Origin of the sequence: Sphingomonas sp. 3-13AW, from assembly GCF_049311085.1 — a bacterium.
Lineage (GTDB): Bacteria > Pseudomonadota > Alphaproteobacteria > Sphingomonadales > Sphingomonadaceae > Sphingomonas.
On the sequence record NZ_JASNVZ010000017.1, the window covers coordinates 41,015 to 55,741 of the forward strand.

Genomic DNA, 14,727 nt, shown 5'->3' on the forward strand with positions numbered 1-14,727 from the left:
GTGCTCGCGGACAAGGACCGGATCTTCACCAACGTCTACGGCTTCCAGCCGTGGAACCTGGACGCTGCGATGAAGCGCGGCGACTGGGACAATACCAAGGCGCTGCTCCAGCTCGGCCCGGATGTGATCATCGATCGCATCAAGGCATCGGGCCTGCGCGGGCGCGGGGGCGCAGGCTTCCCGACCGGCATGAAGTGGAGTTTCATGCCCAAGAACCCGACGCCGGAACGGCCAAGCTTCCTGGTCATCAACGCCGACGAGTCCGAACCTGGCTCGTGCAAGGACCGCGAGATCATCCGCCACGATCCGCACAAGCTGATCGAGGGTGCGCTGGTTGCCGGTTTCGCGATGCGGGCGCGCGCCGCCTACATCTACATTCGCGGCGAATATATCCGCGAGGCAGAGACGCTGTTCGCGGCCGTGGCCGAGGCATATGCCAAGGGCCTCGTCGGCAAGAACGCGTGCGGCTCGGGCTATGACTTCGACGTCTTCGTGCACCGCGGTGCCGGCGCCTACATCTGCGGCGAAGAGACCGCGATGCTGGAAAGCCTGGAAGGCAAGAAGGGCCAGCCGCGCCTGAAGCCGCCGTTCCCGGCCGGTGCCGGCCTCTATGGCTGCCCGACGACGGTCAACAATGTCGAGTCGATCGCGGTTGCTCCGACGATCCTGCGGCGTGGGCCGGAATGGTTCTCCAGCTTCGGGAACGAGAACAACCGCGGCACCAAGCTCTTCCAGATCAGCGGCCATGTGAACCGTCCGTGCGTGGTGGAGGAGGCGATGAGCATCCCCTTCCGCGAACTGATCGAGAAGCATTGCGGCGGTATTCGCGGTGGTTGGGACAATCTGCTCGCCGTGATCCCGGGCGGCTCGTCCGTGCCGCTGGTTCCGGCCGCGCAGATCATGGACGCGCCGATGGACTTCGATGGCCTGAAGGCCTTGGGCTCTGGCCTGGGGACCGCGGCGATCATCGTCATGGACAAGTCCACCGATATCGTCCGCGCGATCAGCCGCCTGTCGTATTTCTACAAGCACGAGAGCTGCGGCCAGTGCACGCCTTGCCGTGAAGGCACGGGCTGGATGTGGCGGGTGATGGAGCGGCTGCGCACCGGCGACGCCGACATCTCCGAAATCGACACCCTGCATCAGGTCACCAAGCAGGTCGAAGGCCATACCATCTGCGCGCTCGGCGACGCGGCGGCATGGCCGATCCAGGGCCTGATCCGCCACTTCCGCCCCGAAATCGAACGTCGCATCCTCGAGAAGCGCGGCGGCGGCCTGGAACCGATGATGGAAGCTGCCGAGTAATGCCGAAGCTCAAAGTAGACGGGATCGAAGTAGAGGTCCCCCAGGGCGCCACCGTCCTTCAGGCGTGCGAGATCGCGGGCAAGGAAATCCCGCGCTTTTGCTACCACGAACGGCTGTCGATCGCCGGCAACTGTCGCATGTGCCTGGTCGAGGTGAAGCCGGGTCCGCCCAAGCCGCAGGCTTCGTGCGCGCTTCCGGCCGCCGACGGTCAGGAAATCCGCACCGACAGCGCGATGGTGAAGGCCGCGCGCGAGGGCGTGATGGAATTCCTGCTCATCAACCACCCGCTCGACTGCCCGATCTGCGATCAGGGCGGCGAGTGCGACCTGCAGGACCAGTCGGTCGCCTATGGCCGCGGCATTTCTCGTTATGACGAGAACAAGCGCGCCGTGACCGAGAAGTACATGGGGCCCATCGTCAAGACGGTGATGACCCGCTGCATCCAGTGCACGCGCTGCGTCCGCTTCTCGGAAGAGGTTGCGGGTGTGGAGGAAATCGGCGCGATCTATCGCGGCGAGGACATGCAGATCACCTCCTACCTCGAACGCGCCGTCACCAGCGAGCTTTCGGGCAATGTGGTCGACCTGTGCCCGGTCGGTGCGCTCACCTCGAAGCCCTATTCGTTCGAAGCGCGTCCGTGGGAGCTCAAGAAGACGCTCGCCATCGACGTCATGGACGCGGTCGGCACCAACATCCGCCTTGACAGCCGGGGACGCCAGGTGATGCGCGCGCTGCCGCGCATCAACGAGGACGTCAACGAGGAGTGGGCGCACGACAAGACCCGCCACGCAGTCGACGGTCTCGTGCGCAAGCGGCTCGATCGTCCCTATGTGCGTCGCGACGGGAAGTTGGTCGCCGTGGACTGGGACGATGCATTTGCCGCCATCGCTTCGGTCAACGCCGGGTCCAGCGTCGCGGCGATCGCCGGCGACCTGCTCGACTGCGAGACCATGTTCGCTGCCAAGGCGCTGGTCCGGAACCTCGGCTCTTCGCTGATCGAGGGCCGCCAGACCGGCATGGCCTATGACGTGACGAACCTCGGCGCGGTGGCGTTCAACACGACCATCGCCGGCGTGGAGCAGGCGGACGCCATCCTCCTGGTCGGCACCGACCTTCGCCACGAGGCACCGCTGGTCAACACCCGCGTGCGCAAGGCGATCAAGCGCGGCGCGCGCGTGTTCGCGATCGGGCCGGAGACGGACCTCACCTACAAGGTCGAGTGGCTGGGCGACGACCTGTCGCTGCTGGGCGGTCTTCCCGACCGCGCTGCAGAGGCGCTGGACGCCGCTGAACGGCCGATGGTCATCGTCGGCCCGGGCGCGCTCAAGAACGGCCATGCCGCCGCGCTTAAGCTTGCCGCCGACGGCAATCTGGTGCGCGATGGCTGGAACGGCTTCAACGTCGTCCACACCGCGGCTGCGCGCATGGGCGGGCTGATGCTCGGCTTCGCACAGCCCGGCGGCATCGCCGACGTGGTCGCCGCCAACCCGAAGCTTGTGTTCTTCCTGGGCGCGGACGAGGTGGACTTCACCGCCTTCGCCAACAGCTTCAAGGTCTACATCGGCCATCACGGCGACAAGGGCGCGCACCATGCGGACGTGATCCTGCCGGGTGCGAGCTACGCCGAAAAGGCGGGCACCTACGTCAATCTGGAAGGTCGCGTGCAGCGTGGCGACCGGGCGGTGTTCGCTCCAGGGGACGCGCGTGAGGATTGGACGATCCTGCGGGCGCTGTCGGACAAGCTGGGCGCGACCCTGCCGTTCGACACGTTTGAGGGGCTGCGCGCCGCGATGTTTGCCGAAGTGCCGGCGCTCGCGGCTGAGGGTCTGGTCCGGTACGACTGGAACCCGCCGGTGCTCGACACTCGCGCTGAAGGTGGCGTCACCTATCCGATCGCCGACTTCTATCTCACCAACGCCATTTGCCGCGCGAGTCCGACGATGCAGCGCTGCTCGGCTGAACTGGTCCATGGCCAGGATTTCGCGGAGGCCGCGGAGTGACTTCGTTTTTCCAGAACACCGTAGGGCTTCCCTATGAATGGGCGTGGTTCGTCGGCACGGTCGTCGCGATCCTGCTGATCGCACTGCCGCTGATGCTGGCGGTCGCGATGGTCATCTACGCCGATCGCAAGATCTGGGCGGCGATGGCGCTGCGTCGCGGCCCCAACGTGGTCGGCCCCTTCGGCCTGCTCCAGAGCTTCGCCGACGGCCTGAAGGTTTTCCTTCAGGAAACCATCATCCCGTCGAGCGCCAACAAGGGCCTGTTCCTGCTCGCACCGATCATCACCTTCACGGTGGCGCTGATCGTCTGGGCGGTCGTTCCGTTCCAGGCGGGCATGGTCCTGTCCGATATCAACGTCGGCCTCCTCTACGTGCTCGCGGCCTCGTCGCTGGGTGTCTACGGCATCATCATGGCGGGCTGGGCGTCCAACTCGAAATATCCCTTCTACTCGGCGCTTCGCGGTGCCGCGCAGATGGTGTCCTATGAAGTCGCGATCGGCTTCGTGCTGGTCGCGGTGGTGCTCTGGGCCGGGTCGTTCAATCTCTCGACGATCGTGACGGAGCAGCGCGGCCATATCTTTGGCTTTATCAACGGCTTCGGCTTTAATCCTCTGCTGTTCCCGATGGCGGTGGTGTTCCTGATCTCGTCCATGGCAGAGACCCAGCGCGCACCGTTCGATCTGACCGAGGCGGAGTCCGAGCTCGTCGCCGGCTACCAGACCGAGTACAGCTCGATGGCGTTCGCGCTGTTCTGGCTGGGTGAATATGCCAACGTGCTCCTGATGTGCGCGCTCAACGCGACGCTGTTCTGGGGCGGATGGCTGCCGCCGGTCGACTGGGCGCCGCTGTATGTGGTTCCGGGGATCATCTGGTTCCTGGCCAAGACCCTGTTCTTCTTCTTCGTGTTCAGCTGGGTGAAGGCGACGGTGCCGCGGTACCGGTACGACCAGCTGATGCGGCTGGGCTGGAAGGTCTTCCTTCCGCTGTCGCTGTTCTTCGTGTTCATGGTGTCGGGTTACCTCATGCTCGACCGCGTTGGAGTGCCGGCATGAGCGTCGCTCAGGTAATTCGATCGTTCACGCTGTGGGAGTTCCTCAAGGCCCACGCGCTGACCTTGCGCTACTTCTTCCGGGCCAAGGCGACGATCAACTATCCGTACGAGAAGAACCCGATCTCGCCCCGCTTCCGCGGCGAGCATGCGCTGCGCCGCTATCCCAGCGGTGAAGAGCGCTGCATAGCGTGCAAGCTGTGCGAGGCGGTGTGCCCGGCGCTGGCGATCACGATCGAGTCCGAGCCGCGTGACGACGGCAGCCGCCGTACCACGCGCTATGACATCGACATGACCAAGTGCATCTACTGCGGTCTTTGCCAGGAGGCGTGCCCGGTGGACGCCATCGTCGAGGGGCCGAACTTCGAGTTCTCGACCGAGACGCGTGAGGAGCTGATCTACCACAAGGACAAGCTGCTCGCGAACGGAGACCGCTGGGAGCGCGCGATTGCCGCGAACCTTGCGAGCGACGCGCCGTACCGGTAATGCGCGCGACTTCTATAACCATGCCGTTCGGGCCGCGTGTTTCGGGGCCCTGCGCTGCTTCCTCAAGAAGTGAACCGGCCTCGCATGCTGCGCGGGGCGAACGGAGGGCAGGGGGCCCGATGCGTCCGTGATCCAGACACTCGCCTTTTATCTCTTCGCCGCGGTGGTGATCCTGTCGGCTGCGCTGACGATCACCTCGCGCAACCCGGTCCACGCCGTCCTGTGGCTGATCCTGGCGTTCTTCAACGCGGCCGGCCTGATGGTGATCGTCGGTGCCGAGTTCATCGCGATGCTGCTCGTCATCGTCTACGTGGGCGCGGTCGCCGTGCTGTTCCTGTTCGTGGTCATGATGCTCAACATCGACTTCGCCGAACTGCGCGCGGGCTTCGTGCGCTACCTGCCGCTGGGCCTGGCGCTCGCGGTGGTGCTGGTGTCGGAGATCCTGATCGCGGTCGGTGCCTGGAGCGCGGGCCGGATTGAGCTTGGCCGGCGCATCGCGCCGATCGACGGGGCCGTCCCCAACATCGAGGCGATCGGCCAGCTGCTCTATTCGCGCTATCTTTATGTGTTCGAAGGTGCCGGTCTGGTGCTGCTGGTCGCGATGATCGGCGCGATCGTGCTGACCCATCGCAACCGTTCGGACAGCCAGCGTCAGAACATCAGCCGCCAGATCAATCGTCGTTCGAAGGACGCGACCCGCAACGTCAATCAGCCCGTTGGGCAGGGAGTGGAGCTGTGATCGGCCTGGTCCATTATCTCGTCGTCGGGGCGATCCTGTTCACGCTCGGCGTGCTCGGTATCTTCCTCAACCGGAAGAACCTGATCGTGCTGCTGATGGCGATCGAATTGATCCTGCTCAGCGTGAACATCAACTTCGTGGCCTTCTCCTCCTACCTGGGCGACCTGGTCGGGCAGGTGTTCGCGATGTTCGTGCTCACCGTCGCCGCGGGCGAGGCTGCGATCGGTCTTGCCATTCTGGTGATCTATTTCCGTGGTCGCGGCTCGATTGCCGTGGACGACGTCAACCGGATGAAGGGGTGATCATTCGGTGATCCAGCTTATCGTTCTCCTGCCGCTCCTGGCCGCCGCGATTGCGGGCCTGAGCAACCGTGCGTTCGGCACCGCATTCCCGAAGATCGTGACCACGGGTGCGCTGTTCGCCTCGTGCGCCATGTCGTGGCCGATCTTCATCGGCTTCATGACGGGCTCGATCAGCCCTCATGTCGAACCGCTGTTCCTCTGGATTCAGTCCGGCGGCATGGACATCGCCTGGGCACTGCGCGTCGACGCGATGACGGCCGTGATGCTGGTGGTGATCACCACCGTGTCGGCGCTCGTCCACCTCTATAGCTGGGGCTATATGAGCGAGGACCCGTCGCAGCCGCGCTTCTTCGCCTATCTCTCGCTGTTCACCTTCGCGATGCTGATGCTCGTGACCGCGAACAACCTGGTGCAGATGTTCTTCGGCTGGGAAGGTGTGGGTCTCGCGTCCTACCTCCTTATCGGCTTCTGGTACCAGAAGCCGAGCGCCAACGCCGCGGCGATCAAGGCGTTCGTGGTCAACCGCGTGGGCGACCTCGGCTTCATGCTCGGCATCTTCGGCACCTTCCTGGTGTTCGGCACCGTGTCGATCCCGGAGATCCTGGAAGCGGCCCCGACGATGGCGGGTTCGACGATCGGCTTCCTCGGCGCGCGGTTCGACACCATGACGGTGCTCTGCCTGCTGCTGTTCGTCGGCGCGATGGGCAAGTCGGCGCAGCTCGGCCTCCACACCTGGCTTCCGGACGCGATGGAAGGCCCGACCCCGGTGTCGGCGCTGATCCACGCGGCGACGATGGTCACCGCCGGCGTCTTCATGGTGTGCCGTCTCTCGCCGATGTTCGAGGTGAGCCCGACCGCGATGACGGTCGTCACCGTCATCGGCGCCGCGACCTGCCTGTTTGCCGCGACGATCGGCCTGGTTCAGACCGACATCAAGCGCGTGATCGCCTATTCGACCTGCTCGCAGCTCGGCTACATGTTCTTCGCGGCCGGCGCCGGCGCCTATGGCGCGGCGATGTTCCACCTGTTCACCCACGCCTTCTTCAAGGCGCTGCTGTTCCTGGGTGCGGGCTCGGTCATCCACGCGATGCACCACGAACAGGACATGCGCTTCTACGGTGGCCTGCGGAAGTCGATCCCGATCACCTTCTGGGCGATGATGGCGGGCACGCTCGCAATCACCGGCGTTGGCATCTACGGCGTGGGCGGCTTTGCCGGCTATCACTCCAAGGACGCGATCCTCGAGGCGGCGTTCGCAGCCGGCGGCACCGGCCAGATGGCGTTCTACATCGGGACGTTCGCGGCCCTGCTGACCAGCTTCTATTCGTGGCGGCTGATGTTCCTGACCTTCTTCGGCAAGCCGCGTTGGGCCGCGTCGGAGCACATCCAGCATGCGCTCCACGACGCCCACGGTCATGGCCATGACCATGACGCGCACGACCAGGAAGCCCATGCAGATGCGGAGGATGCGGGCCACGCTCCGTCCACCCATGCCGCGCATGCGGACCAGGTGCCGGTGGGTACGGGTGGCTATCATCCGCACGAGAGCCCGCTGCCCATGCTGATCCCGCTGATCGTGCTGACGGTCGGCGCGGTCGCTGCGGGCTTCGTGTTCCACCACTGGTTCATCGGGGACGAGGGCGCGCGCTTCTGGGGCGGCAGCCTGTTCTTCAATGAGCATCTGATGCACGCGATGCACGAGGTGCCGATGCTGGTGAAGCTGGCGGCCACGATCGTCATGATCATCGGCTTCGTGGCGGCGCTGTACACCTATGTACTCCGGCCCGGTACGTCGCGCGCGGTCGCGACCGCGCTGCGCCCGCTGCACCAGTTCCTGCTGCGCAAGTGGTACTTCGACGAGCTGTACAACTGGCTCTTCGTTCGTCCCGCGTTCGCGCTCGGCCGCTTCTTCTGGAAGCGCGGCGACGAGGGCACCATCGACCGGTTCGGGCCCAACGGCTCGGCGGCGCTGGTGGCGCTTGGCAGCCGCGGCGCGGTCAAGATGCAGAGCGGCTATCTCTACACCTATGCCTTTGTCATGCTGATCGGCCTCACGGCTGCGGTCACCTGGGCGATCGCGTCGTGACCGGCGGCGCGGACGCACCGGAAGGAACCGGCAACAACATGGCGGCAAACGCTACAGGGGGACCGGCTATGGCCGGCTATGGAACGATGACGGTTCGGGGGTTCGCCAAGTGACTGATTTCCCGATCCTGTCGGTGATGCTGGCGGTCCCCGCGATCGCCGCCGTCGCCTGTCTGCTCGTGAAGGCGGAGAGCGCGCGCTGGATCGCGTTGCTCGCCACCCTGATCGACTTCGCACTCGGCATTCTCCTGTGGGCGTCGTTCGACGTCGGGGGTGCCCAGTGGCAGTTCGTCGAGGGTCCGATCTCGGTGGGCGTGTTCAACTGGGCGCTCGGCATCGACGGCTTCGCGCTGATGCTGATCATGCTCAGCGTCTTCCTGATGCCGATCTGCATAGGCGCCAGCTGGAAGTCGGTAACGGAGCGCGTGCCTGAATATATGGCCGCCTTCTGCCTCACCGAAATGCTGATGATCGGCACTTTCGCGGCGCAGGATCTGCTGCTGTTCTACGTCTTCTTCGAAGGCGGCCTCATCCCGATGTACCTGATCATCGGCATCTGGGGCGGTGCGAACCGGATCTACGCGTCGTACAAGTTCTTCCTGTACACGCTGCTCGGCTCGGTGCTGATGCTGATCGCGATGATCTACATGCGCGCGACTGCGGGCACGACCGACATCCCGACGCTGATGGCCTACGACTTCCCGCCGGAGGTTCAGACCTGGCTGTGGCTCGCCTTCTTCGCTTCGTTTGCGGTCAAGATGCCGATGTGGCCCGTCCACACCTGGCTTCCGGACGCGCACGTCCAGGCGCCGACCGCGGGTTCGGTCATCCTGGCAGGTGTTCTGCTGAAGTTGGGCGGCTACGGCTTCCTGCGCTTCTCGCTGCCGATGTTCCCGAACGCTTCGGGTGAGCTCGCGTGGCTGATCTTTGCGCTGTCGGCGATCGCGGTCGTCTACACCTCGCTCGTCGCGCTGGTGCAGTCGGACATGAAGAAGCTCATCGCCTATTCGTCGGTCGCGCACATGGCGATCGTGACCATTGGCCTCTTTGCCTTCAACCAGCAGGGCATCGAAGGCGCGATGATCATGATGCTCAGCCACGGCCTGGTGTCGGGCGCGCTGTTCCTGTGCGTGGGCGTCATCTACGACCGGCTGCACACGCGTGAAATCGCCCGTTACGGCGGTCTTGCGGAGAATATGCCGCGCTATGCCGTGTTCTTCCTGTTCTTCACCATGGCTTCGATCGGCCTGCCGGGGACCAGCGGGTTCGTCGCTGAATTCCTCAGCCTCGCCGGTCTCTACCAGGTGTCGACCTGGGCTGCGCTGATCTGCACCACCGGCATCATCCTGGGCGCCGCCTACATGCTCTACCTCTATCGCCGCGTCGCCTATGGCCCGCTCGACAAGGAAGACGTGCGGGCGATGCCGGACGTGTCCATCCGTGAGGTGGCACTGCTGGCGCCGATCGCAGCCGTGACGCTGTGGATGGGTGTCTATCCGGAAAGCTTCATGGCGCCGATGCGCAACGACGTTACCACGCTGCTGGCCCGCATCGAGCGTGCGGCCCCGGCCAGCGATTCCCGACCCACCCCCGGCAATCCCGAAGCGGCTGCGGCCGCGGCGGGTTCGCATGGCGGCGAAGCGGCCCATGGCGCCGCTGCAGTTTCCGAGGCGCACTGATGAGCTACGCATCCCAACTCGCGGCCACCCTGCCGGAGCTCGTGCTTGCGGTCGGCGCGCTCGTGCTGCTGCTCGTCTGCGCATGGGGCAAGCAGCGATCGACCCGTGCGGTCAGCATCGCATCCGTTTTCGTGCTGGTCGGGGCGGGCATCTCGCTCATCGGCCCTGCCTCTTCGGGCATCACCGCCTTCGACGGCATGTACAGGGCGGACGCGTTCGCGGCCTATTCGAAGGTGCTGATCTACGCGGCGTCCGCGATTGCGATCATGGTGGCTCCGCGCTTCTTTGCGCAGACCGCCGGCGACAATCTGCGGCCGGAATATCCGGTACTCATCCTCCTGTCCTGCGTGGGCATGGGGATGATGGTGTCGGCGGGCGACATGCTGCTGCTCTACGTTGGCCTGGAGCTGCAGAGCCTTGCGGCCTACGTCCTCGCCAGCTTCATGCGCCGCGATACGCGCTCTGCCGAAGCCGGCCTGAAATACTTCGTCCTTGGCGCGCTTGCTTCGGGCATCCTGCTCTATGGCATCAGCCTGGTGTACGGCTTCAGCGGTACGACCCTCTTCGTCGACATCGCCCAGGCCTATGACGGCAACCTCGGTTCCGATCGTTCGCTCGGCCTGCTGTTCGGCCTGGTGTTCGTATTCGCGGGTATCGCCTTCAAGATGTCGGCCGTGCCGTTCCATATGTGGACGCCGGACGTGTACGAGGGCGCCCCGACGCCAGTCACCGCCTTCTTCGCCTCCGCGCCGAAGGTGGCAGCACTGGGTCTCGGCATGCGGGTCGCGATCGAGGCGATGGGCCCGGCGACCGCCGACTGGCGCCAGATCGTGATCTTCGCGGCGCTCGCGTCGATCGTGCTGGGTGCGGTTGCGGCGATCGGCCAGACCAACATCAAGCGCCTGCTCGCCTACTCGTCCATCAACAACGTCGGCTTCGCGCTCGTCGGCCTCGCGGCCGGTACGCCGGAGGGTGTCGCCTCGGTGCTGTTCTACATGGCGATCTATATCGTCATGACGCTCGGCTCCTTCCTGGTGGTGCTGCAGATGCGGGATGTCGCGGGTCGCCCGATCGAGACGATCGCGGGCTTTGCCGGCCTGTCGCGTTCGCGCCCGGCGCTTGCCGCGGTGCTCGCGATCATGATGTTCTCGCTCGCGGGTATCCCGCCGCTGCTCGGCTTCAACACCAAGCTGGCGGTGTTCGATGCAGCGGTGCAGGCGGACCTGTTCGTCCTCGCGGTGGTCGCCGTGGTCGGTTCGGTGCCGGGTGCCTATTACTACCTGCGCATCGTCAAGACGCTCTACTTCGACGCCCCGGCGGAGGGTGTTGCCCACACCCGTACCGATCCGGTCGAAGGTGGCCTGATGGCCGCTTCGGCAGTGTTCATCTCGCCGGTTGGCTGGTTCCTGCTCGCTCCGCTGGGCGTCTGGACCATGACGGCGGCACGGTCGCTGTTCTGACGACGATCCGCGTCGTTGCGGAAACCGGCTCCACCAACGCCGACTTGTTGGCGTTGGCTGGGGCCGGTCTCGCATCCGAAGGTCTGTGGCTGCGCGCCGAGCGGCAGACCGCAGGGCGCGGGCGCCTCGGTCGCCCATGGGTTTCGCCGGCCGGCAATTGCTACGCCAGCACCGTCGTTTGCCTTCGACCGACGGATCCGCCCGCCTCAACGCTCGCCTTCGTCGCGGCGGTGGCGCTGGACGAGGCGGTCCGGGTTTACCTGCCAGACGCACGCGGGCTCGCGCTGAAATGGCCGAACGACCTCCTGCTTGCCGGTGCCAAGCTTTCGGGCATGTTGCTCGAGCGGGCGGGGAGCACGGTGGTGATCGGCATCGGCGTCAATCTGGCGCATCATCCCGATCTGCCGGATCGGCGTACGACAAGCCTCTCGGCGCACAGCGCGCACGTCGGCCCGGATGGTTTCCTTGAGACCCTTGCCGAGGCCTTTGCACGCTGGCTCGGCCGGTGGCGTGGGGAGGGGCTTGGTCCCGTTCGCCAGCGCTGGCTCGATCGCGCCCATCCGCTCGGCACCGCGCTCACCGCGCGCCTTCCGGACGGGGAGGGCATCACCGGGCTGTTCGACGGCCTGGATCACGATGGCGCGTTGCTCCTGCGCTTGGCCGATGGCACGCGCCATGCCATGCACGCAGGCGACGTGCTGCTGGCGTGAACGCCGGCACATCCGCCACAGAAAAAGGGTAGGGCGCCATGCTGCTCGCGATTGACGCCGGCAACACCAACATCGTGTTCGCGCTGATGGAGGGCACGACCATCCATGCACGCTGGCGGATCGCGACCGATCCGCGGCGGACGGCCGACGAATATGCGGTGTGGCTGAGCCAGTTGCTGGCGCTGGAAGGGCGCGGGCGGGCAGACGTGGAGGCGGTGATCCTGGGCACGGTCGTGCCGCGCGCGCTGCACAACCTGCAGGTGCTGTCTCAGAAATACTTCGGGGTGGAGGCGGTGATCGCCGGCAGCCCCGCCGCCCCCTGGGGCTTCCCGCTGGACGTGGAGGAGCCGCAGAACCTCGGCGCGGATCGTGCGCTCAACGTCATCGCCGCCCATGCCGAACACCCAGGCGATTTGATCGTTATCGACTTCGGGACGGCGACCACCTTCGACGTCGTCGATTTTCGCGGCGCCTATAAGGGCGGGATCATCGCGCCCGGCATCAACCTTTCGCTCGACGCGCTGGTGACCGCGGCCGCCAAGCTTCCGCGCATCGCGATCGAGGCCCCGGCGGATTCCTCCGTCATCGGCCTCAACACCGTCAGCCAGATGCACATTGGCATCTATTGGGGCTATATCGCCATGATCGAGGGGCTGGTCGCCCGGCTGAAGGCGGAGATCGGGCGTCCGGTAAAGGTGATCGCCACCGGCGGCCTTGCCGTGCTGTTCGAGCAGCGGACCCAGGTGTTTGACGTGGTCGAGGCCGACCTCACCCTGCGGGGACTGGCGATGCTGTGGGAAAGAACCCATATGGCAGCCAAACCGAAGGCATGATTTTGCAAAGTGGCACCGGCAACGCCGGGCCCCTCGTCGCGGGATGGCGGCGAGTTACTGAAGAAAGAACCAAGTGACTCCCGGAAACGAACTTCTTTTTGTCGCGCTCGGCGGATCGGGCGAAATTGGCATGAACGTCAATCTCTACGGTACCCAGGGCAAGTGGGTGATGGTGGACTGCGGCATCACCTTCGCCGACCCGGCCTACCCGGGGATCGACGTGATGCTGCCGGACCTGCAGTTTATCGAGGATCGCCTCGACGACCTCGTCGGCATCGTCATCACCCACGGGCATGAGGATCACATCGGCGGGCTCCCGTACCTCGCTGCCGACCTTGGCGTGCCGATCTACGCCACGCCCTTCACCGCCGGTCTCATCCGCGGCAAGCTTGAGGAAGAAGGCATCGCCGACAGCGTCGAGCTGAAGGTGATCGAGCGTGGCGGCAGCTTCCGCACCGGCCCGTTCGGCTTCCGCTTCGTGCCGCTGGCCCACTCGATCCCCGAAGCCAACGCGCTGCTGATCGACACGCCGCATGGGCGCGTGTTCCACACCGGCGACTGGAAGCTCGACCGGACGACGCTGGTCGGGGCAGCGTCGACCCCGGCGGAGCTCGAGGCGATCGGCGATGAGGGCGTGTTCGCGCTCGTTTGCGATTCCACCAACATCCTGAACGAGAACGCTTCTGGTTCGGAAGACGACGTCTACGCTGGCCTGATCGATGTGGTCGCGAGCGCGCGCGGCCGGGTGATGGTCACGACCTTCGCTTCCAACGCCGCCCGCCTCTCGACGCTCGGCAAGGTTGCGCAGGAAACCGGCCGCGCGGTCTGCGTCGCGGGCCGCTCGCTCGACCGCATCCTGCGCGTTGCTCGCGCGACCGGCTACCTCACCGATTTCCCGCCAACGGTCGACTTCGACACCGCGATGTCGATGCCCCGCAACGAGGTGCTGATCATCGCCACCGGCGGGCAGGGCGAGGCACGCGCCGCGCTTGCGCGCGTGGCCGACGGCAGCCACCAGATCAGCCTGGAGCAGGGCGACCGCGTCGTCTTCTCCTCCAAGCAGATCCCCGGCAACGAGGTCGCCATCGGCCGCATCATGAACACGCTTGCGACCAAGGGCGTGGAGATGATCACCGATCGCCAGGCGCATGTTCACGTCTCCGGCCACCCGGGCCGGCCGGAACTCGCCGCCATGTACAAGTGGATTCGCCCCGAGCTGGTGGTGCCGGTGCATGGTGAAGCCCGCCATCTCGCCGAACACACCCGCTTTGCGCTGGCACAGGGCGTGCCCGATGCGATCATGCAGCAGAACGGCGATATCCTGCGCCTGGCGCCCGGTAACCCGCGCCGCATCGGCCATGCCGTGGTCGGTCGCCTGGCGCTCGACGGTGACGTGATCCTCCCGGCCGACGGCAACACCGTCAACGAACGTCGCCGCATCTCGCTTTATGGCCAGATGTCGGTCGCCGTCGCGGTCGATCGTCGCGGCAATCTGGTCGGCACCCCCGTGGTCCGCACCCAGGGCGTCCCGGTCGAGGACGAGCAGGACCCGTTCCTTGAGGAAGCGTCTGCCGCTGCCGAGGCCGCCGTCCGCAAGGCCGGCAAGGACCGTGACAAGCTGCGCGAGTCGCTGCGTCTTGCCGTTCGTCGGGTGGCCACGCGCTGGACCGGCAAGAAGCCGATCGTGGACGTCCTTTTGATCGAGGCCTGAGGATTATGCGCTGGCAGTCGGCACTGGCAATCTATCTGCTGTTCTGGGTGCTCAGCGCATTCCTTGTCCTGCCGCTCGGTATGCGCACGGCAGAAGAGGCGGGGCACGCAACCGTGCCCGGGCAGGCGGAAAGCGCGCCTGCCCAGTTCGCCCCGGGCAGGATCGTGCTGCGGACGACGCTTGTCTCGCTCGTCCTGTTCGGCGCCTTTTACCTCAACTATCGCTACGGTTGGGTGACGGCGGAAAGCCTCGACTTCTTTAACTAGGGGCCGGCGTCGAGCTGGGGCGCATTGCAGCGCCAGCAGCACGCCATCTCTGTTCTTTGATTGGCTCTTCCGAAGATTGGATGCGGCCGGCCCAAAGCCACGG

The 14,727-nt window shown here is 65.6% G+C and carries 13 protein-coding genes; all 13 read left to right on the plus strand.

The features are described 5' to 3' along the window. The 13 genes from nuoF to QP045_RS15880 all read left to right on the plus strand — a co-directional run bounded on the left by nuoF (nucleotide 1) and on the right by QP045_RS15880 (nucleotide 14,624). On the plus strand, nucleotides 1-1,305 hold the full coding sequence (gene nuoF / locus QP045_RS15820; protein ID WP_422515957.1) for an NADH-quinone oxidoreductase subunit NuoF: 1,305 nt from the start codon (nucleotides 1-3) through the stop codon (nucleotides 1,303-1,305). After that, nucleotides 1,305-3,305: an NADH-quinone oxidoreductase subunit NuoG gene (gene nuoG / locus QP045_RS15825; protein WP_422515958.1), complete on the plus strand. Its 2,001-nt coding sequence runs from the start codon at nucleotides 1,305-1,307 to the stop codon at nucleotides 3,303-3,305. The genes nuoF and nuoG overlap by 1 nt, the downstream gene beginning before the upstream one ends. Further along, nucleotides 3,302-4,357, plus strand: coding sequence for an NADH-quinone oxidoreductase subunit NuoH (gene nuoH / locus QP045_RS15830; protein ID WP_422515959.1), 1,056 nt, complete (start codon nucleotides 3,302-3,304; stop codon nucleotides 4,355-4,357). Before nuoG ends, nuoH begins: the two co-directional genes overlap by 4 nt. Next, on the plus strand, nucleotides 4,354-4,839 hold the full coding sequence (nuoI, locus tag QP045_RS15835; protein WP_422515960.1) for an NADH-quinone oxidoreductase subunit NuoI: 486 nt from the start codon (nucleotides 4,354-4,356) through the stop codon (nucleotides 4,837-4,839). Before nuoH ends, nuoI begins: the two co-directional genes overlap by 4 nt. 127 nt (nucleotides 4,840-4,966) lie before the next feature. Beyond that, nucleotides 4,967-5,578, plus strand: a complete 612-nt coding sequence (locus QP045_RS15840; RefSeq protein ID WP_422515961.1) for an NADH-quinone oxidoreductase subunit J — start codon at nucleotides 4,967-4,969, stop codon at nucleotides 5,576-5,578. Further along, nucleotides 5,575-5,880, plus strand: coding sequence for an NADH-quinone oxidoreductase subunit NuoK (gene nuoK, locus QP045_RS15845; protein WP_422515962.1), 306 nt, complete (start codon nucleotides 5,575-5,577; stop codon nucleotides 5,878-5,880). Before QP045_RS15840 ends, nuoK begins: the two co-directional genes overlap by 4 nt. Before the next feature lie 7 nt (nucleotides 5,881-5,887). After that, on the plus strand, nucleotides 5,888-7,966 hold the full coding sequence (gene nuoL, locus QP045_RS15850; protein WP_422515963.1) for an NADH-quinone oxidoreductase subunit L: 2,079 nt from the start codon (nucleotides 5,888-5,890) through the stop codon (nucleotides 7,964-7,966). 109 nt (nucleotides 7,967-8,075) lie between these two features. Beyond that, nucleotides 8,076-9,644 (plus strand): NADH-quinone oxidoreductase subunit M, encoded by a 1,569-nt coding sequence (locus tag QP045_RS15855; protein ID WP_422515964.1) that lies wholly within the window; start codon nucleotides 8,076-8,078, stop codon nucleotides 9,642-9,644. Continuing rightward, nucleotides 9,644-11,104 (plus strand): NADH-quinone oxidoreductase subunit NuoN, encoded by a 1,461-nt coding sequence (nuoN, locus tag QP045_RS15860; RefSeq protein WP_422515965.1) that lies wholly within the window; start codon nucleotides 9,644-9,646, stop codon nucleotides 11,102-11,104. Before QP045_RS15855 ends, nuoN begins: the two co-directional genes overlap by 1 nt. Continuing rightward, complete coding sequence (locus QP045_RS15865; RefSeq protein WP_422515990.1) at nucleotides 11,101-11,814, plus strand: biotin--[acetyl-CoA-carboxylase] ligase; 714 nt, start codon at nucleotides 11,101-11,103, stop codon at nucleotides 11,812-11,814. The genes nuoN and QP045_RS15865 overlap by 4 nt, the downstream gene beginning before the upstream one ends. A 38-nt stretch (nucleotides 11,815-11,852) precedes the next feature. Next, a complete protein-coding gene (locus tag QP045_RS15870; RefSeq protein ID WP_422515966.1) occupies nucleotides 11,853-12,647 on the plus strand; it encodes a type III pantothenate kinase in 795 nt (264 codons plus the stop codon). A 73-nt stretch (nucleotides 12,648-12,720) separates the two neighbouring features. Further along, the gene (locus QP045_RS15875) at nucleotides 12,721-14,358 is read left to right on the plus strand and encodes a ribonuclease J (RefSeq protein WP_422515967.1); all 1,638 of its coding nucleotides are present in this window, start codon (nucleotides 12,721-12,723) and stop codon (nucleotides 14,356-14,358) included. 5 nt (nucleotides 14,359-14,363) lie between these two features. Next, the gene (locus tag QP045_RS15880; RefSeq protein ID WP_422515968.1) at nucleotides 14,364-14,624 is read left to right on the plus strand and encodes a DUF1467 family protein; all 261 of its coding nucleotides are present in this window, start codon (nucleotides 14,364-14,366) and stop codon (nucleotides 14,622-14,624) included. Nucleotides 14,625-14,727 lie beyond the last annotated feature (103 nt).

Bases quoted from the DNA above. Each gene is read 5' to 3' on its own strand.
- nuoN (WP_422515965.1), top strand. From the start codon at position 9,644: ATGAGCTACGCATCCCAACTCGCGGCCACCCTGCCGGAGCTCGTGCTT.
- nuoG (WP_422515958.1), top strand. From the start codon at position 1,305: ATGCCGAAGCTCAAAGTAGACGGGATCGAAGTAGAGGTCCCCCAGGGC.
- QP045_RS15870 (WP_422515966.1), top strand. From the start codon at position 11,853: ATGCTGCTCGCGATTGACGCCGGCAACACCAACATCGTGTTCGCGCTG.
- QP045_RS15880 (WP_422515968.1), top strand. From the start codon at position 14,364: ATGCGCTGGCAGTCGGCACTGGCAATCTATCTGCTGTTCTGGGTGCTC.
- nuoI (WP_422515960.1), top strand. From the start codon at position 4,354: ATGAGCGTCGCTCAGGTAATTCGATCGTTCACGCTGTGGGAGTTCCTC.